At 66.5% G+C, this 22354-nt stretch carries 20 protein-coding genes; 17 read left to right on the forward strand and 3 right to left on the reverse strand.

Annotated features, from left to right (window positions below; translation table 11 throughout):
• Window positions 1–58 precede the first annotated feature (58 nt).
• The 11 genes from A9W99_RS12135 (at window position 59) to pyrF (ending at window position 13642) form a co-directional block, all read left to right on the forward strand.
• Window positions 59–1516: a cytochrome b5 domain-containing protein gene (locus tag A9W99_RS12135; protein WP_156623072.1), complete on the forward strand. Its 1458-nt coding sequence runs from the start codon at window positions 59–61 to the stop codon at window positions 1514–1516.
• Window positions 1513–2694: a type III polyketide synthase gene (locus A9W99_RS12140; RefSeq protein WP_067377541.1), complete on the forward strand. Its 1182-nt coding sequence runs from the start codon at window positions 1513–1515 to the stop codon at window positions 2692–2694. The genes A9W99_RS12135 and A9W99_RS12140 overlap by 4 nt, the downstream gene beginning before the upstream one ends.
• Entirely contained in the window at window positions 2694–3617 is a 924-nt protein-coding gene (locus A9W99_RS12145; RefSeq protein ID WP_067377544.1) for a sulfotransferase domain-containing protein, read from the forward strand. Before A9W99_RS12140 ends, A9W99_RS12145 begins: the two co-directional genes overlap by 1 nt.
• Window positions 3617–4633 carry a sulfotransferase domain-containing protein gene (locus A9W99_RS12150; protein ID WP_067377547.1) on the forward strand — a complete coding sequence of 339 codons (1017 nt, stop codon included), beginning with the start codon at window positions 3617–3619 and terminating at the stop codon, window positions 4631–4633. Before A9W99_RS12145 ends, A9W99_RS12150 begins: the two co-directional genes overlap by 1 nt.
• A 204-nt stretch (window positions 4634–4837) precedes the next feature.
• The gene (gene pyrR / locus A9W99_RS12155; protein WP_067377551.1) at window positions 4838–5413 is read left to right on the forward strand and encodes a bifunctional pyr operon transcriptional regulator/uracil phosphoribosyltransferase PyrR; all 576 of its coding nucleotides are present in this window, start codon (window positions 4838–4840) and stop codon (window positions 5411–5413) included.
• Window positions 5414–5417: 4 nt separating this feature from the next.
• Window positions 5418–6389: an aspartate carbamoyltransferase catalytic subunit gene (locus A9W99_RS12160; RefSeq protein WP_156623073.1), complete on the forward strand. Its 972-nt coding sequence runs from the start codon at window positions 5418–5420 to the stop codon at window positions 6387–6389.
• Window positions 6386–7690, forward strand: coding sequence for a dihydroorotase (locus tag A9W99_RS12165; protein ID WP_067377557.1), 1305 nt, complete (start codon window positions 6386–6388; stop codon window positions 7688–7690). The genes A9W99_RS12160 and A9W99_RS12165 overlap by 4 nt, the downstream gene beginning before the upstream one ends.
• Window positions 7687–8193 (forward strand): transporter, encoded by a 507-nt coding sequence (locus A9W99_RS12170; protein WP_067377560.1) that lies wholly within the window; start codon window positions 7687–7689, stop codon window positions 8191–8193. The genes A9W99_RS12165 and A9W99_RS12170 overlap by 4 nt, the downstream gene beginning before the upstream one ends.
• A gap of 61 nt (window positions 8194–8254) precedes the next feature.
• Window positions 8255–9373 carry a glutamine-hydrolyzing carbamoyl-phosphate synthase small subunit gene (gene carA, locus A9W99_RS12175; protein WP_067377563.1) on the forward strand — a complete coding sequence of 373 codons (1119 nt, stop codon included), beginning with the start codon at window positions 8255–8257 and terminating at the stop codon, window positions 9371–9373.
• A gap of 82 nt (window positions 9374–9455) precedes the next feature.
• Window positions 9456–12809: a carbamoyl-phosphate synthase large subunit gene (carB, locus tag A9W99_RS12180; RefSeq protein WP_067377566.1), complete on the forward strand. Its 3354-nt coding sequence runs from the start codon at window positions 9456–9458 to the stop codon at window positions 12807–12809.
• A complete protein-coding gene (gene pyrF / locus A9W99_RS12185) occupies window positions 12806–13642 on the forward strand; it encodes an orotidine-5'-phosphate decarboxylase (protein WP_067377569.1) in 837 nt (278 codons plus the stop codon). Before carB ends, pyrF begins: the two co-directional genes overlap by 4 nt.
• Window positions 13643–13787: 145 nt before the next feature.
• Here the strand turns inward: pyrF and A9W99_RS12190 are convergent, their stop codons facing one another.
• Complete coding sequence (locus A9W99_RS12190; protein ID WP_067377572.1) at window positions 13788–14207, reverse strand: molybdopterin-binding protein; 420 nt, start codon at window positions 14205–14207, stop codon at window positions 13788–13790.
• 428 nt (window positions 14208–14635) lie between these two features.
• Here A9W99_RS12190 and mihF point away from each other — a divergent pair, with 428 nt between their 5' ends.
• From mihF to metK, 5 genes are all read left to right on the forward strand, one after another.
• On the forward strand, window positions 14636–14953 hold the full coding sequence (mihF, locus tag A9W99_RS12195; protein ID WP_003407240.1) for an integration host factor, actinobacterial type: 318 nt from the start codon (window positions 14636–14638) through the stop codon (window positions 14951–14953).
• 217 nt (window positions 14954–15170) lie between these two features.
• Window positions 15171–15734, forward strand: a complete 564-nt coding sequence (gmk, locus tag A9W99_RS12200) for a guanylate kinase (protein WP_067377575.1) — start codon at window positions 15171–15173, stop codon at window positions 15732–15734.
• A gap of 49 nt (window positions 15735–15783) precedes the next feature.
• The gene (gene rpoZ, locus A9W99_RS12205; RefSeq protein ID WP_067236127.1) at window positions 15784–16116 is read left to right on the forward strand and encodes a DNA-directed RNA polymerase subunit omega; all 333 of its coding nucleotides are present in this window, start codon (window positions 15784–15786) and stop codon (window positions 16114–16116) included.
• Between the two features lie 18 nt (window positions 16117–16134).
• Window positions 16135–17400 (forward strand): bifunctional phosphopantothenoylcysteine decarboxylase/phosphopantothenate--cysteine ligase CoaBC, encoded by a 1266-nt coding sequence (gene coaBC / locus A9W99_RS12210; RefSeq protein WP_067377578.1) that lies wholly within the window; start codon window positions 16135–16137, stop codon window positions 17398–17400.
• 93 nt (window positions 17401–17493) lie between these two features.
• Window positions 17494–18705, forward strand: a complete 1212-nt coding sequence (metK, locus tag A9W99_RS12215; protein ID WP_067377582.1) for a methionine adenosyltransferase — start codon at window positions 17494–17496, stop codon at window positions 18703–18705.
• A 61-nt stretch (window positions 18706–18766) separates the two neighbouring features.
• Here metK and A9W99_RS12220 read toward each other — a convergent pair whose 3' ends face one another.
• Both A9W99_RS12220 and A9W99_RS12225 read right to left on the reverse strand, forming a co-directional pair.
• Window positions 18767–19339 (reverse strand): pyridoxamine 5'-phosphate oxidase family protein, encoded by a 573-nt coding sequence (locus A9W99_RS12220; RefSeq protein ID WP_067377586.1) that lies wholly within the window; start codon window positions 19337–19339, stop codon window positions 18767–18769.
• 32 nt (window positions 19340–19371) lie between these two features.
• On the reverse strand, window positions 19372–20508 hold the full coding sequence (locus A9W99_RS12225; RefSeq protein ID WP_067377589.1) for an alkane 1-monooxygenase: 1137 nt from the start codon (window positions 20506–20508) through the stop codon (window positions 19372–19374).
• Window positions 20509–20727: 219 nt separating this feature from the next.
• Here A9W99_RS12225 and A9W99_RS12230 point away from each other — a divergent pair, with 219 nt between their 5' ends.
• Entirely contained in the window at window positions 20728–22347 is a 1620-nt protein-coding gene (locus A9W99_RS12230; RefSeq protein WP_067377592.1) for a GMC oxidoreductase, read from the forward strand.
• Window positions 22348–22354: the final 7 nt, after the last annotated feature.

Below are 22354 nucleotides of genomic sequence, written 5' to 3' on the forward strand. Positions count from 1 at the left end.
CCCCGATACCCCTGATAACCCTGGTACCTCCACCGACGGCAGAGCTGGAGGAATGCGAATGACCAACGACCTCCCAGAAGTACGGGAGCGTGACGCTTCGCCAAGCGCCGCTGCCCCGCCGGGCGGGCCAAGGCTGTCAGACGTATGGGTTTACGACGGGCGCGCCTACGACCTGAGTGACTGGATCGCCAAGCATCCCGGCGGCGCCTTTTTCATCGGGCGGACCAAGAACCGTGACATCACCGCCATCGTCGCCGCCTACCACCGTGATCCGGCAAAGGTGGAACGAATCATGCAGCGGCGGTACGCCTTAGGCCGCGATGCCACGCCGCAGGACATCCACCCGAAGCACAATGCGCCGGCATTCCTGTTCGACGAGGAATTCAACAGCTGGCGGGACACCCCGAAGTACCGATTCGACGACGACGATCTGCTGCACAGAGTCAAAGCCCGGCTGAACGAGCCAGCCCTCGCCGCCCGGATCAAGCGTATGGACACGTATTTCAACATCGTGGCGGTGCTGCTGGTCGTCGCCTATTTCGCCGTGCAGGCGCTGCGGCTGACCGAACCTCAGTGGATGCCATTGCCGCTCTTCGTGATTGCGATGGTGTTGCTGCGCAGTTCGCTGACCGGGTTCGGTCATTACGCGCTGCACCGCGCACAGCGGGGCATGACCCGGGTCTTCGGCAACGCCTTCGACATGAACTACGTCGCGCTGTCTTTGGTCACCGCCGACGGACACACCCTGCTGCACCACCCGTACACCCAGAGCGGGGTGGACATCAAGAAGAACGTGTTCGCGATGATGATGCGGCTGCCCCGGCTGTATCGGGTGCCGGTGCACACCATCCATAAGTTCGGGCATCTGCTGACCGGCATGGCCGTCCGGATAGCCGACGTCTGGCGTATCACGTGGAAAGTCGGCGTACACGAGTCGTATGGAAGCTGGAGCCGGGCGCTCCCGCATTTCCTCGGATCCTCGGCGGTGCGGCTGCTGCTCGTCGGCGAACTGGTGGTGTTCGCCGCGGCCGGCGACTTCTGGGCCTGGGCATTGCAATTCGTCGCGACGTTGTGGATCAGCACCTTCCTTGTGGTCGCCAGCCATGATTTCGAACATGGTGGGCGCAGCGGTGAGCAGGATTGGGGACGGGATCAACTCGAGCATGCCGACGACCTGAAGGTGGTCGGGAATCGCTACGTCGACTGCTTCCTCTCGGCCGGCCTGAGCTCGCACCGCGTCCATCATGTGCTGCCGTTTCAGCGCAGCGGATTCGCCAACATCGCCACCGAGGACGTGCTGGCCGAAGAAGCGGCCAGATTCGGCATCGAGTGGGTTCCGGCGAAAAGCTTTGTCACCGATAGGCTTCCCAAGCTGTGCCGGACGTACCTGTGGGCACCCTCCCGGCAGGCAGGCGAGCTGAATTGGGGCTTCCTGCGCGAGCATTGCTCGCCCTCGGCCTTAAAAGCAAGCGCAGACTACGTGATTCAGGGCTTCGTCGGAATCGGCTCGGTATGAGCGTCTCGAAGGGCGGTGCCCCCCAACCGGAAAGCTGTGAGCAGCAAGGCCATAGCCTGGCCGAGTTGCCACCGTCCCCGCCAACCACGGTGGCGGTGATCGAAAGCATCGCGACCGGCACCCCGCAGCGGCTGGTGAATCAGTGCGAGGCGGCCGACCGGGTGGGCGGCCTGTTCAACGACCCGGTGCAGCGGGACCGAATCCGTCGCGTGTACGCGAAGACCAAGGTCGTAACCCGCCGTATGGCGGTGGACCCGCTCGATGCCGAGTTCGAGTCGTTTCGGCGGAATCCCGCGACGATCCGGGACCGCATGGACCTGTTCCACCGGCACGCGGTTCCCCTGGCCGTGGAGGTAGGCGGGCGGGCGCTGGGCGCCCTTCCCTATGCGACAGACGAAGTCGGTCTGCTGGTGTTCGTGACCAGCACCGGATTCATCGCGCCGGGGGTGGATGTCGCGATCGTCAGGGAACTCGGTCTGTCCAGGTCGGTTTCGCGGGTGGTGGTGAACTTCATGGGCTGCGCGGCCGCGATGAACGCCGTTCGCATCGCCGCCAGTTACGTTCGCGCACACCCGGACCTGAAGGCCATGGTGGTGTGCGTCGAATTGTGTTCGGTTAACGCGGTTTTCGCCGATGATGTCAACGACGTGGTGACGCACAGCCTGTTCGGCGACGGATGCGCGGCGCTGGTGATCGGCGCGAGCCAGGTGCACGAGAGACTCGAGCCGGGCAAGGTGGTGATTCGCACCAGCTTCAGCCGGCTCCTCGACGGCGCATCCGACGGCATCGTGCTCGGCGTCAACCCCAACGGCATCACTTGTGAACTGTCCGAGAGCCTGCCCGACTACATCTATGCCGGCGTTGCTCCGGTGGTGGCAGAGATGTTGGCAGACAACGGATTACAGAAGTCCGACATCGACCTGTGGGCTATTCACCCGGGTGGTCCCCGGATCATCGAGGAGTCGGTGCGCTCGCTGGCGATCCCGCCGGAGCGGGCGGCGCCTAGCTGGGATGCGCTGGCTGGGTTCGGCAACATGCTGAGCGTGTCACTGATCTTCGTGCTCGAAACGATGGTGCGGCAGCCCGAGTCGGGCAAGGAAATCTCGACTGGGGTGGCGCTGGCGTTCGCCCCCGGGGTCACGGTCGAGGGAATGCTGTTCGACATCATTCGCCGCTGATGCCGGAGCGGGTGATGTATCGCTCGTGGATGAGCGACAACCTGCGGTGGGACGCCCTGCGGCTGCGCGAGGGCGACATCGTGATCTCCGCACCACCCAAGTGCGGCACGACCTGGACGCAGCGGCTGGTGTCGTTGCTCGTGTTCGACGGGCCGCACCTGCCGGGGCCGCTGCCGCTGGTCTCGCCATGGTTCGACCTGACCGTTCAGCCGGTGGAAAAGGTCGTCGCGGCCCTCGACGCGCAGGACCACCGGCGTTTCATCAAAACCCACACGCCGCTGGACGGGCTCCTGCTCGACGACCGCGTCACCTACCTCGGGGTGGGGCGCGACCCGCGCGATGCCGCGGTTTCGATGCTGATGGACCACGACCGGATGCGCGCCCTGCGCCTTGCCGAGGGACCGCCCGGGGAGCCGTTCCCACCGATCCGCCGGGACTTCGGAGGCGAGTTCAGCCGACTGGACGTGCTGCGCGCCTGGATGGAGCAGCCCGTCGCCCCCACCGAGGGGATCGCGTCGCTGGCGACCGTCCTGCACCACTTCGACTCGGTTTGGTCCCGGCGTCACCTGCCCAACGTGGCGTTGTTCCACTATGCCGACTATCAGGCGAACCTGGTGGGCGAGCTGGTGCGGCTGGCTGCGGTCCTGGGTACCGGGCTGGATCGCGATCGTGCGGCGGAGCTGGCGCGGCACGCCACGCTGGACGCCATGCGCGCTCGCGATTCGGAGCTCGCCCCCAAGGCCACCGACGGCGGGTGGCAAAGGAACGAGCCGTTCTTCCGGGCCGGCGGGCGAGGAGAGTGGCGGGAGATCTTCACCGAAGCTGAGCACCGGCGCTATCACGAGCGCGCGGGTGAATTGGCCGGGGCGGACCTGCTGGCCTGGGCTCATGAGGGCCGCAGGGGTTGGGACCCCGATAAGTGATGGCCGGCCGAGTCGTCTACCGCTCGTGGCTGAGCGACAACCTGCGTTGGGACGCGCTGAAGCTGCGCGAGGGCGACATCGTCATCTCCGCGCCGTCGAAGTGCGGCATGACCTGGACCCAACGGCTGGTGTCACTGCTCGTCTTCGACGGACCGGAGCTGCCCGGGCCACTGTCGACGGTGTCGCCGTGGGTCGACTTGAACATCCGGCCGGTCGACGAGGTCGTCGCCGCCCTCGATGCGCAAGATCACCGTCGGTTCCTAAAGACCCACACGCCGCTGGACGGACTGGTGCTCGACGACCGCGTCACCTACCTCGGGGTCGGCCGCGATCCGCGCGACGCAGCGGTGTCGGAATTGCGGCAATGGGACAACATGAACGTCAAGCGCCTGCGGCGGCTGCAAGGCGGATCGCCGGGGCACCCGGTACCGCCGCCCCCTTCTGCCGCCGGAGTTCCCAGCCCGGTGCAGGCGTTCCGGGACTGGATGGAAGGACCGATCATGCCTCCCGAGGGGATGGGCAACCGGCCCCCGAAGGGGATGGGGTTCGTGCCGCCAGAAGGCTTCGGGCCCACCGGAATCGGGCCCAAACCCCCCGTGCAGGGCATGGGCTCGCTCGCCAACGTGCTGCACCATTTTGCGTCGTTGTGGGACCGCCGCCACCTGCCCAATGTGGCCCTCTTCCACTACGCCGACTACCAGCGGGACCTGGTCGGCGAATTCATCCACCTCGGCCTAACGCTCGGGTACCCGCTCGGGCGGGACCGAGCCGAGGAGCTGGTGGAGCATGCCACGCTGGAAGCCATGCGCGCCCGCGCCGACGAGTTCGCCCCCGACTCCACCGAAGGCGTTTGGCACAGCAACGAGCGGTTCTTCCGGGCCGGCGGCAGCGGTGAATGGCGGGACTTCTTCACCGAACACGCGTTTCGGCGCTATAACGACCGCGCCGGCCAGCTCGCGGCTCCGGACCTGCTCGCGTGGGCGCATGACGGTCGCCGCGGTCACGATCCCGGCTGAGCGGTTCACGTCAGTTCATACCAAAAGCGCCCGCCGCCAGAGGCCACTGTGGCGCATGTGACAAGAGGTTTCGCGACGATGCCGCCACGCGGCCCGCGTCCTGGCGGACGGCGCACGCAATGCTAGGCTGCCCGGCAGTCGACATCCTTTAACGATCCGTCCGGAGAGGCGGAGAAGGAGGTCTGAAAGAAAATCATGTCTCGTATGGGTGCAGCGGGTGACGCCGCCACCGGCAGGGAACTGATGTCCGCGGCCGACGTCGGTCGAACCATTTCCCGTATCGCGCATCAGATCATCGAAAAGACCGCGCTGGACAGTCCTGACGGGCCACATGTGGTGCTGCTGGGCATCCCGACCCGCGGCGTCATCCTGGCCATGCGTCTGGCCTCCCACATCCGCGAATTCAGCGGCGTCGAGGTCGGTCACGGCGCACTGGACATCACCTTGTATCGCGACGATCTGATGACCAAGCCGCCGCGGCCGCTGGAGGCGACGTCGATTCCGGCCGGGGGCGTCGACGACGCGCTGGTGATCTTCGTCGACGACGTGCTGTACTCCGGCCGTTCGGTGCGCTCGGCCCTGGACGCGCTGCGCGATGTGGGGCGCCCGCGAATCGTGCAGTTGGCTGTGCTGGTCGACCGCGGCCATCGCGAACTGCCGGTGCGCGCCGACTACGTCGGCAAGAACGTCCCTACCTCGCGCAGCGAAAGCGTGCACGTACTGCTCAGCGAGCACGACGGCCGAGACGGCGTGGTGATCGCGAGGGACCCCGAAGGATGACAGCCTGATGAGTCGCCACTTACTTGCCGCCGGTGACCTCAGCCGTGAGGATGCCACGGCGATTCTCGACGACGCGGACCGGTTCGCGCAGGCACTGGTCGGCCGTGAGATCAAGAAGCTGCCGACGCTGCGCGGACGCACGGTGGTCACGATGTTCTACGAGAACTCGACCCGCACCCGGGTGTCGTTCGAGGTGGCCGGCAAGTGGATGAGCGCCGACGTGATCAACGTCAGCGCGGCCGGCTCGTCGGTGGGCAAGGGCGAGTCCCTGCGCGACACGGCGCTGACCTTGCGCGCGGCCGGTGCGGACGCGTTGATCATCCGGCATCCGGCGTCGGGGGCGGCGCATCTGCTGGCCGAATGGACTTCGGCGGCAACGACTTCCGATGGCTCTGGCCCGTCGGTGATCAACGCCGGTGACGGCACCCACGAGCATCCGACCCAGGCGCTGCTGGACGCATTGACCATCCGGCAGCGGCTCGGCGGTATCGAAGGCCGGCGCATCGTGATCGTCGGCGACGTCCTGCACAGCCGGGTCGCCCGTTCCAACGTCATGCTGCTGCACACGCTGGGGGCGGAGGTGGTGCTGGTGGCCCCGCCCACCTTGCTGCCGGTCGGGGTGGACGGGTGGCCGGTGACCGTTTCCTTCGACTTCGACGCGGAACTGCCCGCCGCCGATGCCGTGCTGATGCTGCGAGTGCAGGCCGAGCGGATGAATGGCGGCTTCTTCCCGTCGGTGCGCGAGTACTCGGTGCGGTACGGGCTTTCCTCGCGACGTCAGGCGATGCTGCCCGGGCACGCCGTGGTGCTGCACCCGGGGCCGATGGTGCGCGGCATGGAGATCTCCTCTTCGGTAGCTGATTCGTCGCAATCAGCTGTGCTGCAACAGGTTTCCAACGGTGTGCATGTGCGCATGGCGGTGCTGTTCCACGTGCTGGTCGGAACCGAAACGCGGGAAAAAGAAGGTGCCGCATGAGTGTGCTGCTGCGCGGTGTCCGGTTGTACGGCGAGGGCGAGCGCGTCGATGTGCTCATCGGCAGCCCGGGCTACGATGGCCAGATCGCCGAGATCGGTGCCGGACTGCCTATTCCGGACACGGCCGACGTCGTGGACGCCACCGATCACGTACTCCTGCCCGGATTCGTCGACCTGCACACACACCTGCGCGAACCCGGCCGCGAATACGCCGAGGACATCGAAACCGGTTCGGCGGCAGCGGCTCTCGGCGGCTATACCGCGGTTTTCGCGATGGCCAACACTCATCCGGTGGCGGACAGCCCGGTGGTCACCGACCATGTCTGGCACCGCGGTCAGCAGGTCGGCCTGGTCGACGTGCATCCCGTCGGCGCGGTCACCGTCGGACTTGCCGGCACGGTGCTGACCGAGATGGGGATGATGGCGGCCGGAGCTGCCCAGGTGCGCATGTTCTCCGACGACGGCAACTGCGTACACGACCCGCTGGTGATGCGCCGCGCCCTGGAATACGCGACCGGTCTTGGGGTGCTGGTCGCCCAGCATGCCGAGGAGCCCAGGCTGACCGTCGGTGCCGTCGCGCACGAGGGACCCACGGCCGCCAGGCTGGGACTGTCCGGATGGCCCCGTGCCGCCGAGGAAGCGATCGTCGCGCGCGACGCACTGTTGGCCCGCGACGCCGGCGCGCGGGTGCACATCTGCCACGCCTCCACCGCGGGCACCGTCGAGATCCTGAAATGGGCCAAGCAGCAGGGCATTTCGATCACGGCCGAGGTCACGCCGCACCACCTGCTGCTTGACGACGGCAGGCTGGCCAGCTACGACGGCGTGAACCGCGTCAATCCGCCGCTACGCGAGGCGGCCGACGCGATGGCGCTGCGGCACGCGCTTGCCGAGGGCATCATCGACTGTGTGGCCACCGACCACGCGCCGCATGCCGAGCACGAGAAATGCGTCGAGTTCTCCGCAGCACGCCCCGGCATGCTGGGGTTGCAGACCGCGCTGTCGGTGGTGGTGCGGACGATGGTGCAGCCCGGCCTGTTGACGTGGCGCGAGGTCGGCCGGGTGATGAGTGAGAATCCCGCGCGCATCGTCGGGTTACCTGATCACGGCCGACCGCTGGAGGTGGGGGAGCCGGCCAACCTCACCGTCGTCGACCCCGACGCCACCTGGACCGTCACCGGGGGCGACTTGGTCAGCCGATCGGCCAACACACCGTATGAGTCGATGACGTTGCCCGCGACCGTCACCGCGACCCTGTTGCGCGGGAAGGTCACCGCACGGGATGGGAAGTGCCCCGCATGAACTCGGGCACGCTGGTCGGGTCGCTGATCTTCGCTGCGGTGCTGGTGGTGGTGATCGCCTTCGTGATCCAGCTGATGATGCGCGGCTGGCGAAGTCGCGCGCAGCGCCAGGCGGAGTTGCTGGGCGCACTGCCCGAGCTGCCCGACCGTGTCGGCTCGGCGACCATCACCACCCGCGGCCACTATTGCGGATGCACGCTCGCCCCGAACTGGAACGACCGGGTCGCCGTCGGCGATTTGGGGTACCGGACCAAGGCGGTGATGAGCCGTCACCCCGAGGGCATTCTGATCGAACGCATCCGTGCCCGCCCGATTTGGATTCCGGGGGAGGCGATTTCGGCGATCCGCACCGAACGCGGCATGGCGGGCAAGGTCGGTTCTCGGGCCGGAATATTGGCGATTCGCTGGCGGCTACCCTCGGGCGTGGAAATGGACACCGGCTTTCGCGCGAGAAGCCGCGACGATTACACCGACTGGGTCGACGGCTGGCAGGAGGCCGCGTGAGTTTCGCCGGCGACCCGACCGTGCGCCGCGTGAGCGGCGCCGATGAAGAGGGGCGGCGCTCGTGAGTAAGGCGCTATTGGTACTCGAGGACGGCCGCGTCTTCACGGGGCGACCGTTCGGCGACATCGGCCAAACGCTGGGCGAAGCCGTGTTCAGCACCGGCATGTCCGGCTATCAGGAGACGCTGACCGACCCCAGTTATCACCGGCAGATCGTCGTTGCCACCGCGCCGCAGATCGGCAACACCGGCTGGAACGACGAAGACGCCGAGAGCCGCGGCGACAAGATCTGGGTCGCCGGATACGCGGTGCGTGACCCGTCACCGCGCGCGTCCAACTGGCGTGCCAGCCGGACCCTGGAAGACGAGCTCATCCGCCAGCACATCGTTGGAATAGCTGGCATCGACACCCGGGCCGTGGTGCGCCATCTGCGCAGCCGCGGCTCGATGAAGGCGGGCATATTCTCCGGCGCCGCGTACGCCGACCCCGGTCAGCTGATCGAGCGGGTGCAGGCTCAAGAGCCGATGCTGGGCGCCGACCTCGCCGGCGAGGTCAGCACACCGGAGAACTATGTGGTGGAACCCGAGGGACAGCAACGATTTGGCGTGGTCGCGCTGGACTTGGGCATCAAGACCAACACGCCGCGCAACTTCGCCCGCCGAGGCATCCGCAGCCATGTGTTGCCGGCGTCGGCCACCTTCGAGGAGATCGCCGAAATCAAGCCGGACGGCGTTTTTCTGTCCAACGGCCCGGGGGACCCGGCCACCGCCGACCACGTGGTCGGGCTCACCCGCGAGGTGCTGGGCGCCGGAATCCCGTTGTTCGGCATCTGTTTCGGCAACCAGATCCTGGGCCGGGCGCTGGGGTTGTCCACCTACAAGATGGTCTTCGGTCATCGCGGAATCAACATCCCGGTCATCGACCACGCCACCCGGCGGGTCGCGGTGACCGCACAGAACCACGGCTTTGCTCTCGAAGGCGAGGCCGGCCAGTCCTTCGACACGCCGTTCGGCCCGGCCGTGGTCAGCCACACCTGCGCCAACGATGGCGTGGTAGAGGGCGTCAAACTCGTTGACGGGCGGGCATTTTCGGTGCAGTACCACCCGGAGGCGGCGGCCGGGCCGCACGATGCGGAGTACCTGTTCGACCAATTCGTCGACCTGATGGCGGGCCGTCGATGACCGCGAGGGTGCGCATATGTACGGCGACACGCCGTAAACGGCGTAGATTTGCGCACCCTCGCGCCCAGGAAGGAAGGCGCTAGTGCCGCGGCGGACCGACCTCAACCACGTCCTGGTCATCGGCTCGGGGCCGATCGTGATCGGGCAGGCCTGCGAGTTCGACTACTCCGGCACCCAAGCCTGCCGGGTGCTGCGGGCCGAGGGACTGCAAGTGAGCCTGGTCAATTCCAACCCGGCCACCATCATGACCGACCCCGAGTACGCCGACTTCACCTACGTCGAGCCCATCACCCCGACGTTCGTCGAACGGGTGATCGCCCAGCAGGCCCAGCGCGGCAACAAGATCGACGCGTTGCTGGCCACGCTGGGTGGGCAGACCGCGCTCAACACGGCGGTGGCGCTCTATGAGAACGGGGTGCTGGAACGCTACGGGGTCGAGCTCATCGGCGCCGACTTCGATGCCATCCAGCGCGGCGAGGACCGCCAGCGGTTCAAGGACATCGTCGCCAAAGTGGGCGGTGAATCCGCGCGCAGCCGTGTGTGTTTCACCATGGACGAAGTTCGCGAGACGGTCGAAGAAGTGAGCCTGCCGGTTGTGGTGCGGCCCAGTTTCACCATGGGCGGACTGGGCTCGGGCATGGCGCGATCGCTCGAGGAGGTCGATCGGATGGCCGGTGCTGGCCTCGCGGCCTCACCCAGCGCCAACGTGCTGATCGAGGAATCTATTTACGGCTGGAAGGAATTCGAGCTCGAGCTGATGCGCGACGGCCACGACAACGTGGTGGTGGTGTGCTCGATCGAGAACGTCGACCCGATGGGCGTGCACACCGGTGACTCGGTCACCGTCGCACCGGCCATGACCCTGACCGACCGGGAGTACCAGCGGATGCGCGACCTGGGCATCGCGATCCTGCGTGAGGTCGGCGTGGACACCGGCGGCTGCAACATCCAGTTCGCGGTCAACCCGCGCGATGGGCGGCTGATCGTGGTCGAGATGAATCCGCGAGTGTCGCGGTCCAGCGCGCTGGCGTCCAAGGCCACCGGTTTCCCGATCGCCAAGATCGCGGCCAAGCTGGCCATCGGCTACACCCTCGACGAGATCGTCAACGACATCACCAAGGAAACGCCGGCTTGCTTCGAACCGACGCTGGACTACGTGGTCGTCAAGGCGCCGCGGTTCGCTTTCGAGAAGTTCCCCGGTGCCGACCCCACCCTGACCACCACGATGAAGTCCGTCGGCGAGGCAATGTCATTGGGCCGCAACTTCATCGAAGCCCTCGGCAAGGTGATGCGGTCGCTGGAAGCGCCGCGTACCGGGTTCTGGACCAAGCCGGACGACGCCGGCGGCCTGGACGAGGTGCTGACGCGGCTGCGGACACCGACCGAAGGCCGCCTCTACGACATCGAACTGGCACTGCGCCTGGGGGCCACCGTCGAGCAGGTGGCGCAGGTTTCCGGCGTCGACCCGTGGTTCGTCGCACAGGTCGGCGAGCTGGAGGTGCTGCGCGCAGAGCTGGTCGACGCCCCCGTCCTCGACGGCGACATGCTCCGACGCGCCAAGTACAGCGGGCTGTCGGACCGCCAGATCGCCGCGCTGCGACCGGAATTGGCCGGGGAGGACGGAGTGCGGTCGCTGCGTGAGCGGCTGGGCATCCACCCGGTGTACAAAACCGTGGACACCTGTGCCGCGGAGTTCGAAGCCAAAACTCCGTACCACTACAGCAGCTACGAGCTCGACCCCGCCGCCGAGACCGAGGTGGCACCGCAGACGCAGAAGCCCAAGGTACTGATCCTGGGTTCGGGTCCGAACCGGATCGGCCAGGGCATCGAATTCGACTACAGCTGTGTGCATGCGGCAACGACGTTGTCGCAGGCGGGTTTTGAAACGGTGATGGTCAACTGCAACCCGGAGACGGTGTCCACCGACTACGACACCGCCGACCGGCTGTATTTCGAGCCGCTCACCTTCGAGGACGTCCTCGAGGTGTACCGGGCCGAATCGCAGTCCGGCGCCGGCGGTCCCGGGGTCGTCGGGGTCATCGTTCAGCTCGGTGGACAGACCCCGCTCGGCCTGGCGCAGCGGCTCGCCGATGCCGGGGTTCCGATCGTCGGCACTCCGCCCGAGGCCATCGACCTGGCCGAGGACCGCGGCGCATTCGGTGACGTGCTGAACACCGCGGGCTTGCCGGCGCCGAAGTACGGCACCGCAACCACTTTCGCGCAAGCGCGACAAATCGCGGCGGACATCGGCTATCCGGTGCTGGTGCGGCCGTCGTACGTGCTGGGCGGCCGCGGCATGGAGATCGTCTACGACGAGGAGACGCTGAAGGGTTACATCACCCGCGCCACCGAGCTTTCCCCCGAGCATCCGGTGCTCGTCGACCGGTTCCTCGAGGATGCGGTGGAGATCGACGTGGACGCGCTGTGCGACGGCAGCGAGGTCTACATCGGCGGCATCATGGAGCACATCGAGGAGGCCGGCATCCACTCCGGCGACTCGGCGTGCGCGCTACCACCGGTGACGTTGGGCCGCAGCGACATCGAGAAGGTCCGCCGTGCCACCGAGGCCATCGCACACGGCATCGGCGTGGTCGGGCTGATCAATGTGCAGTACGCGCTCAAGGACGACGTGCTCTACGTGCTGGAAGCCAACCCGCGGGCCAGCCGTACGGTGCCGTTCGTCTCGAAGGCCACGGCCATCCCGTTGGCCAAGGCGTGCGCTCGGGTCATGCTGGGCGCCAGCATTTCTCAGCTTCGCGACGAGGGGCTGTTGGCAGCTTCCGGGGACGGGGCGCACGCCGCGCAGGACGCGCCGATAGCCGTCAAAGAGGCGGTGTTGCCGTTCCACCGGTTCCGCCGCATCGACGGGGCCGCCATCGACTCCCTGCTCGGCCCGGAGATGAAGTCGACCGGCGAAGTCATGGGCATCGACCGCGACTTCGGCAGCGCCTTCGCCAAGAGCCAGACCGCCGCCTACGGATCGCTACCGGCGCGCGGAACCGTCTTTGTGTCCGTCGCCAACCGCGACAAGCGCTCGCTGGTTTTTCCGGTCAAGCGGTTGGCGGACTTGGGTTTTCGTGTTCTCGCCACCGAAGGCACCGCAGAGATGCTGCGCCGCAATGGAATCCCCTGCGACGAAGTGCGCAAACACTTCGAGGAGCCGCAGCCGGGGCGGCCCGCGACATCTGCCGTCGATGCCATCAAGGCCGGCGAGGTCGACATGGTCATCAACACGCCGTACGGCAACTCCGGTCCCCGTATCGACGGTTACGAGATCCGTTCGGCCGCAGTCGCCGTCAACATCCCGTGTGTCACCACGGTGCAGGGCGCGTCGGCAGCCGTGCAGGGCATCGAGGCCGGCATCCGCGGCGACATCGGGGTGCGGTCGCTGCAAGAACTGCACCGGAGTATCAGTCCGGGAAGCTCCGGCAAGTGACCGGTTTCGGTGCCAGGCTGGCCGAGGCCAAGGCGAATCGTGGGCCGCTGTGCCTGGGTATCGACCCGCACCCCGACCTGTTGCGGGCATGGGACCTGCCGGCCACCGCCGACGGGCTGGCCGCTTTCTGCGAGACCTGCGTAGCGGCGTTCGCCGGTTTCGCGGTCGTCAAACCACAGGTGGCGTTTTTCGAGGCCTACGGCGCTGCGGGGTACGCGGTACTGGAGCGCACCGTGGCCGCGCTGCAGGAGGACGGCGTGCTGGTGCTGGCAGACGCCAAGCGCGGCGACATCGGGACGACCATGGCGGCGTACGCGGCCGCATGGGCCGGCGATTCGCCGCTGGCCACCGACGCCGTGACGGCCTCGCCCTATCTGGGGTTCGGTTCGTTGCGGCCGCTGCTCGAAGTCGCCGCGGCGCATGACCGTGGGGTGTTCGTCCTGGCGGCGACCTCCAACCCGGAGGGCGCGACTGTGCAGCGTGCCGACGCCGACGGCCGCACGGTGGCCCAGCTGATCGTCGACCACGTCGCTAACTTCAATCGGGAGGCCAACAAGGCGATGCAGCCCGAACCCGGATCCGTCGGCGTCGTCGTCGGCGCGACGGTCCTGCAGGCGCCCGACCTCAGCGCGCTGGGCGGACCGGTGCTGGTGCCCGGTGTGGGTGCTCAGGGCGGTCGGCCCGAGGCGCTGGGCGGTCTGGGTGGGTCGGCGCCAGACCAGTTGCTGCCGGCGGTGGCGCGGGAGGTTTTGCGGGCCGGGCCGGGCGTCGCGGAGCTGCGGGCCGCGGGCGAGCGGATGCTGGACGCCGTCGCTTATCTGATGAAGGCCTAGGCGATGGTGCGCCCTCGCTGGGTGTGAATCGTTGGCGCTGGGGGTGAAGCCATGGCGGGGAAATTGTTCAGATTCTGCCGTGGTTTCACCCGGAAAGCCCAGGATTCACACCCGAAGCCGTGGTTTCACACCCAACGCCCTGGTGCTACTCCGAAGTCACCGCCTCGGGTTCGGCGGTCTCCACGATCACCGTGGTGGCCTTGACTACGGCCACCGCCACGCTGCCCGGCTGCAGGTTCAACTCCTGGGCCGCCTCGGTGCTCATCAGAGATACCACGGTGAAGGGACCGCACTGCATCTCGACCTGGGTCATCACCGTGTCGCTGACGACCTTGGTGACCAGCCCGACAAAACGGTTGCGAGCCGAGCTGCCGACGCTGAGCGGGTTGGGTGGCGGCGCCGGGGCGTTGTTGCGCGAGAACTGGGCCAGTTCCTCGCTGGCGATGACCTTGCGACCGGATGAGTCGAGACTTACCGCCAAAGTGCCGTTGTTGATCCATCGCCGGACGGTGTCGTCGCTGACCCCCAGCAACTCGGCCGCCTGACGTATCCGCAGGTTCGGCACCGATTGATCGTAGCTCTACGCGCCCGCGGGGGTCGCTTTACCGGCGGCGCGACACGCGCGACACGCGACGACAATCGGTGATTCTTCGCACTGCGCCTCGTGACAGCGCAAAAAGGGGGCGCCGCTACGTCGGCTCGTCGACCGTGCGAAATCCCGCCGACACGCTAAAACCGCTGGTAGACACGGTATCCAAACCGGTCGTGAGGGGCTGCTGCCGCCGAACGAACGTCGTGTCCGGCAGCTTTGAGAGACCCGGGGAGGGCCCGCCCTCGCCGAAACGCGCCGCGTCCACGCTGGGCATTTGTGCCCCCAACCAGGGGGGCGGGTTAGATTTCGTCAGGAAGCGTGAGTACGGTCGTTCCCGCTGGCTGGAGTACCCGGCTGAGACAAGAAAAGATCGATTGATATCGATGAGAGACGGAGGAATCGTGGCTCTTCCCCAGTTGACCGACGAGCAGCGTGCGGCCGCGTTGGAGAAGGCTGCTGCCGCACGTCGAGCGCGAGCAGAGCTCAAGGACCGGTTGAAGCGCGGCGGCACCAACCTCACGCAGGTGCTCAAGGATGCCGAGAGCGACGAAGTCTTGGGCAAGATGAAGGTTTCTGCGCTGCTCGAGGCGTTGCCGAAGGTGGGCAAGGTCAAGGCGCAGGAGATCATGACCGAGCTGGAGATCGCGCCGACCCGCCGCCTGCGTGGCCTGGGCGACCGTCAGCGCAAGGCTCTGCTGGAAAAGTTCGGCTCCGCCTGAGCCGCGCCGGCCGACGATGCAGGCCGCCAGGCTTGAGGAGGAGGCCGGCAATCAGCTCCCGACGGGAGCGCCGATGAGCGCTGGCGGGGGACCGAGCACAAGCCACCGTGGCGATCGCGAGCGCGGCGAAGCCGGGCGAAGCGGGTCGCCACCATCGAACCGTGGCGATCGCGAGCGCGGCGGAGCCGGGCGAGGCGGGTCGCCACCATCAAGCCGAGTGGTGGTGCTGTCCGGTCCCTCCGCGGTCGGCAAGTCGACCGTCGTCAAGTGTCTGCGGGAGCGGATTCCGAACCTGCACTTCAGCGTCTCGGCCACGACGCGGGAGCCCCGGCCGGGTGAGGTCGACGGCGTCGACTACCACTTCGTCAGTCCCGCCCGGTTCCAGCAGCTCATCGATGAAGGTGCGCTTTTGGAGTGGGCCGAGATACACGGCGGGCTGCACCGATCGGGCACCCTGGCCCAGCCCGTGCGGGATGCCACCGCGGCCGGTTTGCCCGTGCTCATCGAGGTTGACCTGGCCGGAGCCAGGGCGATCAAGCGGGCGATGCCGGAAGCCCTGGCCGTGTTTCTGGCGCCGCCCAGCTGGGAGGATCTGGAGTCCAGACTGGTCGGCCGCGGTACCGAAACTCCGGAGGTCATTCGGCGCCGTCTCGACACGGCCCGCACCGAATTGGCAGCTCAAGACGACTTCGACGAGGTCGTGGTGAACAGTCAATTGGAGTCCGCGTGTGCTGAATTGATATCCTTGCTGGTGGGCACCGCTCCGAACCCAAATTCTTAACCGCTTTCTGCCCGCTACGCACTTCAGCCGTCCCCAGGAGATTGACTACGTGAGTACCCCCCAGTCCGACACGTCACTGACCGCCGTCGCCGCCGTGGATCAGTTCGATCCGTCGGCAGGTGGGCAAGGCGCCTACGACACCCCCCTGGGCATCACCAACCCGCCCATCGACGAGTTGCTGGACCGCGTTTCCAGCAAATACGCGCTGGTCATCTACGCGGCGAAGCGAGCTCGTCAGATCAACGACTACTACAACCAGCTCGGTGAGGGCATCCTCGAGTACGTGGGCCCGTTGGTCGAGCCCGGACTGCAGGAAAAGCCGCTGTCCATCGCGTTGCGCGAGATCCACGCCGACCTGCTCGAGCACACCGAGGGCGAGTAACAGGGCAGGCCGGGCGCTGTGTACGACCGCAATCGGACTTCAAAACGGGTCATCGTCGGCGTCACCGGAGGGATCGCCGCATACAAGGCGTGCACCGTCGTCCGTCAGCTCGCCGAGGCCGGTCATCAGGTCCGGGTCATCCCCACCGAATCGGCATTGCGCTTCGTCGGCGCCGCGACTTTTGAGGCCCTGTCCGGTCAGCCCGTCCACACGGGCGTCTTCGACGACGTCCCCGAGGTGCCCCATGTCCAGCTCGGCAAACAGGCAGACCTGGTGGTGGTGGCTCCGGCCACCGCGGACCTGCTGGCACGTGCGGTAGCCGGCCGCGCCGACGATCTGCTGACGGCCACGCTGCTCACGGCGCGATGTCCGGTGCTGTTCGCCCCGGCCATGCACACCGAGATGTGGTTGCACCCGGCCACCGTGGACAACGTGGCCACGCTGCGCCGCCGTGGTGCGGTGGTGCTGGAACCGGCGTCGGGCCGGCTCACCGGCACCGACAGCGGGATGGGCCGCCTGCCCGAGGCCGAGGAGATCACCACTCTCGCCCAGCTGCTGCTGGAGCGTCACGACGCCCTGCCCTACGACCTGGCCGGTCGCCGGCTCCTGGTGACCGCCGGCGGCACCCGCGAACCCATCGATCCGGTGCGCTTCATCGGTAACCGCAGTTCCGGCAAGCAGGGTTATGCGGTCGCCCGGGTCGCCGCCCAGCGGGGCGCGGAGGTCACACTGATCGCCGGGCACACCGCGGGGCTGATCGACCCCGCGGGCGTCCATGTCGTGCATGTCAGCTCGGCCGAGCAGCTCGGCGACGCGGTGTCCAAGCACGCGCCCGAAGCCGACGTGCTGGTGATGGCCGCCGCGGTCGCCGACTTCCGGCCGTCGCAGGTGGCCGCCGCGAAGATCAAGAAACGCCCGGACAGTCAGGACGAAGCTCCCACGATCGAGCTTGTGCGCAACGACGACGTGCTGGCCGGCGCGGTGCGGGCGCGTGCTCATGGAGAACTGCCCAACATGCGGGCCATCGTGGGGTTTGCCGCCGAAACCGGGGACGCCAACGGCGACGTGCTTTTCCATGCCCGGCAAAAGTTGCGCCGCAAGGGCTGCGACCTGTTGGTGGTCAACGCGGTGGGCGACGGCAGGGCCTTCGAGGTGGACAGCAACGACGGCTGGCTGCTGGCCTCCGACGGCACCGAGTCGGCGCTGCAGCACGGCTCCAAGACGCTAATGGCCAGCCGTATCGTTGATGCGATCGTCGCGTTCCTGCAAGGCGAAACCGGATAACCGCCTGGCAGGCTGCCCGGCTTGGTCGGTTCAAGCAGCGGCCATTAAAATAATTTGCCTAACTAAGTTTACGAAGGACGGAAGGATGACAGGGTGAGCGAGAAGGGTCGGCTGTTTACCAGTGAGTCGGTGACCGAGGGCCATCCCGACAAGATCTGTGACGCGATCAGCGACTCCGTCCTCGACGCGCTTCTGGCGGAGGACCCCCGCTCCCGTGTCGCGGTTGAGACGCTGGTGACCACCGGGCAGGTGCACGTGGTGGGTGAGGTGACGACGACGGCCAAGACGGCGTTCGCCGACATCACCAACACGGTCCGTGAGCGCATCCTGGAGATCGGCTACGACTCGTCCGACAAGGGCTTCGACGGCGCGTCGTGCGGGGTCAACATCGGCATTGGCGCGCAGTCGCCCGACATTGCCCAGGGCGTGGACACCGCTCACGAGGCACGCGTCGAGGGCGCCGCGGACCCGCTGGATACGCAGGGCGCCGGTGACCAGGGCCTGATGTTCGGCTATGCGATCAACGACACCCCGGAATTGATGCCGCTACCGATCGCGCTGGCCCACCGGCTGTCGCGGCGGCTGACCGAGGTCCGCAAGAACGGAGTGTTGCCCTACCTGCGTCCGGACGGTAAGACGCAGGTGACCATCGCCTACGAGGACAACGTTCCAGTTCGGCTGGATACCGTCGTCGTCTCGACCCAGCACGCCGCCGACATCGACCTGGAAGGCACGCTGACTCCGGACATCCGGGAGAAGGTGCTCAACACCGTCCTCGACGATCTGTCGCACGACACGCTGGACGCTTCGTCGGTGCGGGTGCTGGTGAATCCGACCGGCAAATTCGTGCTCGGCGGCCCGATGGGTGACGCGGGGCTCACCGGCCGCAAGATCATCGTCGACACCTACGGCGGCTGGGCCCGCCACGGCGGCGGCGCGTTCTCCGGCAAGGATCCGTCCAAGGTGGACCGGTCGGCGGCGTACGCGATGCGCTGGGTGGCCAAGAACATCGTTGCGGCGGGCCTGGCCCAGCGGGTCGAGGTGCAGGTCGCCTACGCCATCGGCAAAGCCGCTCCCGTCGGCCTGTTCGTCGAGACCTTCGGCACCGAGGCGGTCGACCCGATCAAGATCGAGAAAGTGATCCCCGAAGTCTTCGATCTGCGGCCCGGGGCGATCATCCGCGATCTGGACCTGCTGCGCCCGATCTACGCGCAGACCGCCGCCTACGGGCATTTCGGCCGCACCGACATCGAATTGCCGTGGGAGCAGCTCAACAAGGTCGACGACCTCAAGCGCGCCATCTAGTTCTATTCCTGGCTCGAGTGTGCGGCCAGCCGCGCGCTCGGCGCCGAACGTGCGGCCAGACTCACGCTGGGCGCGGCGGCAGCGGGTGGTCGGGATCCAGCCCGGGCAGGCCGTCAATGCTGTGCTGGTTGCGGCCGCGCATCCGAACGTAAGCTTCCTCGGTCGCCCTCGCGTGATGCGCGTCGAGCACCGGTCGCTCGTCGACGAGCTCGTAGTAAGGCACCGCGTAGCCGCAGGCGTCGGCGATCCGGTTCACATCGACGACGACCGCCGCTCGCAGACCTGCATGCATGTTCGCGAAATACTTTCGCAGCGAGTCGAATTCGCGATCATCCGGACGGACCACCCGTCCGCTGCCGAACAGCCGCAAGATCCGCGAGTTGCGGGTGAACGAGCAGAACATGATGGTGATCCGACCGTTGTCACGCAGATGCGCGATTGTCTCGGTGCCGCTGCCGAACAGGTCGAGATAAGCGACTGTGTGGTCGTCGAGCACCGCGAATGTGTCGCGATAACCCTTGGGCGACAAATTGATTCGCCCGCCTACCGACGGTGCCGTGGCGACGAAGAACATGGCCTGGTCCTGCATGAACTTGCGGAGCGCCGCGTCGATATGCGAAAACTCTTTCGCCACCGACGTCTCCTTCTCAAGTCCGGAATCGCCAATCAGCTTAACGGGGCAAGAGAACCGGGCTTCAGCGCGGCCAGGCTGATGTCGCCGCCGTAGAAATCGAGCACCCGCGGGTCCATCAGCTTGCGCCACAGCGGCGGGAAGAGCGCCAGCAGCAGCATGGCGCTGTAGCCGCTCGGAAGCTGCGGCGCCTCATCGACATGACGCAGCACCTGATAGTTGCGCAACGGATTGGCGTGATGATCGGAATGCCGCTGCAGGTGGAAGAGCAGAATGTTGGCGATCACCGTGCTGCTGTTCCAGCTGTGGGCGGGGCGCACGCGCTCATAGCGGCCGCTGGACAGTTTCTGCCGTCGTAGTCCGTAGTGCTCCAGGTAGTTGACCGTCTCCAACAGGCAAAAGCCGATAATCGCCTGGCCGGCAAGCCATGGCAGCACGACGGGACGAAACCATACCGCAAGTACGGTAAACAGCCCGAAGGTGATGAGCCAGGCATTGACCACGTCATTGCGGAGTGACCAACGAGATCTACCAATCCCGGCCAATCGGGTGGTTTCCAGTCGCCAGGCCGAGCGCACACCACCGAGGACCGACCGCGGCAGGAAGGCATACAGGCTCTCGCCGAATCTCGCGCTCGCGGGGTCGTCGGCGGTGGCGACGCGGACATGGTGTCCGCGGTTGTGCTCGACGAAGAAGTGTCCATAGCAGGTTTGCGCGAGCGCGATCTTGCTCAAGCGTCGCTCGCGTTGTTCCCGCGTGTGGCCGAGTTCGTGCGCCGCGTTGATGGCGAGGCCGCCCATCAGTCCGACTGTCGCCATGAGACCGAGCTTGTCGACGACGGACATGGTCACCCAGCCGCCGCCGGCCCACAGCCAGCACGCGAACACCAGTGACAGGTACTGATTGGGCAGGTAGAGGTAGGTGACCCAGCGGTAGAAGGGGTCGTTTTCCAGCCACGCGATAACGCTGTCCGGCTGGTGGTCGGCGTCGCGTGCCACCACGTGGTCGAGGATCGGCAGGATCCCGAACGCCAGGATGGGACTGGTCCACCAGAACACGCCGAGACCGGTGAGCCAGACCCCGAGCCATGACCCGTAGACGAGCGCGGGGATGGCGGCCGCGATGAGCCACAGGTACCTCTTGGGTTGTCTCCAGCGCGCAACCGGTCGCACGTCGGCGACGTCAGTATCAAGTAATGGTACTTGCGTCCAATAACATTCCGAAGGTCTAGATAGAAGCGTGCGCCCTGTCATGCTTGCTGAAACTATCAGTTATCACATACTTATGGTATGGTTATTCAATAGTTATATGAATCACAGTTGGGTCAGAGCGGGCGTGATAACTTCCGCGCTGGTCTCGGCCTGAGCTCGGCGAAGTGGTGGAGGCGCCAAATGCATCTGTCGCGCAGACGGTTTCTCGGTGTGGCCGCCGGGGTTGCTGTGGGCGCTGTCGGCGCTGGGGCCGCCGAGCTCAAACGAAGCAGCGACGCAGCCGCCCTGCGACCTCATTACCGGGCCGTCGTGGTGGGTAGCGGCTATGGTGGCGGGGTCTCGGCGCTACGGCTCGGGCAAGCCGGCGTCGAGACCCTGATTCTGGAAAAGGGCAGGTGGTGGGACGCCGCCGACGCAGACGGCAAACGTTTCTCCCGGATGCTGCCCGCGGACAACCGTGCCGGCTGGTTCACCTCGGTGCCGCCCAGCCTGGTGCCGTCTTTCCGCGGCGTCTCGATGGCAGAGGTGGCCCGGCGCGCGCCGTCGCCGCAACCGGTCCAGGCCGGGATCTGCGAAAAGGTCGCCCACGGCGCGCATACCGTGTTTCGCGGAACCGCAGTCGGCGGAGGGTCGATGGTTAACGCGGCGATTGCCGCCATACCGACCCCGGGCCAGGTCCGCGCGGCCTTCCCGGACATCGACCCGGCCGTCTTCCTGGGCACCTATATCGAACGCGCGAAGGCGACGCTGCGGATCAGCTATCGCGACATGGACTGGTTCGAGCACACACCCTGGTTTCAATACGCGCGAGTGGGGCGCCGCTACGCGGAGGCAGCGGGTTACCGCGTGGACTACAACGGGAGCGCCTACTCGTTCGACTACATGAAAAGAGAAGAGGCGGGCCAGGTTCCGCGCTCGGCGTTGAACTTTGAGCAGCAGTACGGCAACAACTACGGCCGGTTTGGCAGCGTCGATCAGACCTATATCGCCGCCGCATTGGCGACCGGCAAGGTCACTCTGAAGCCACTCACCGAGGTCACCGGCATCCGGCGCGAGCGTTCGGGCCACTACATCCTGTCGATCCGCGAGATCGACCGATTCGGCAAGGAGGTGGCACGCGCCGAAGTCTCTTGTGAGCGGCTGTTTCTCAGCGCGGGAGTGCTCGGTACCACTGAGTTGCTGCTGCGGGCGCGCGAGACGGGGACCCTGCCGAACTTGAGCCGCGAGATCGGGCGCGGCTATGGAAACAACGGCGACATCATGGTTTCTCACATGCTGGCACCGGGCGATCCCGCCGGTACGCAGCAGTCTTTGATGGGAATGATCAACCTCGACGGTCGAGACGATCCGGACAACCCGGTGTACGCCAGCATGTTCTCGCTTCCACTTCCGGTCGAGACGTTTGCGTTGGGCTATTACGTGATGGTCAGAACCGGTGACCGCGCTGACATCAGCTATGACCGCGCCAAGGATGCCGTCACCATCAAATGGCCGGAAAGTCATACCGATCACCTGCGCGCGAAAGCACGGCTGGTCTTCGACAAAGTGACGCACGCCAACCGGGTGGACTACCGCGACGACCTATTCGAAGGAAACGTGTTCGCGCCCAACACGGTTCACCCGCTGGGTGGAGTTGTCCGGGGCAAAGCAACCGACGGCTACGGCAGGGTGAAAGGGTATGACAACCTCTATGTCAACGATGCCTCATTGCTCCCCGGTTACCTCGGCTGCAACCCCTTCATGGCCATCACCGCGCTGGCGGAGCGGAATATCGAGGGAATCCTCCAAGGGCGCAAATGAGTGTTCT

Origin of the sequence: Mycobacterium sp. 1164966.3 (assembly GCF_001665395.1) — a bacterium.
Taxonomy (GTDB): Bacteria; Actinomycetota; Actinomycetes; order Mycobacteriales; family Mycobacteriaceae; genus Mycobacterium.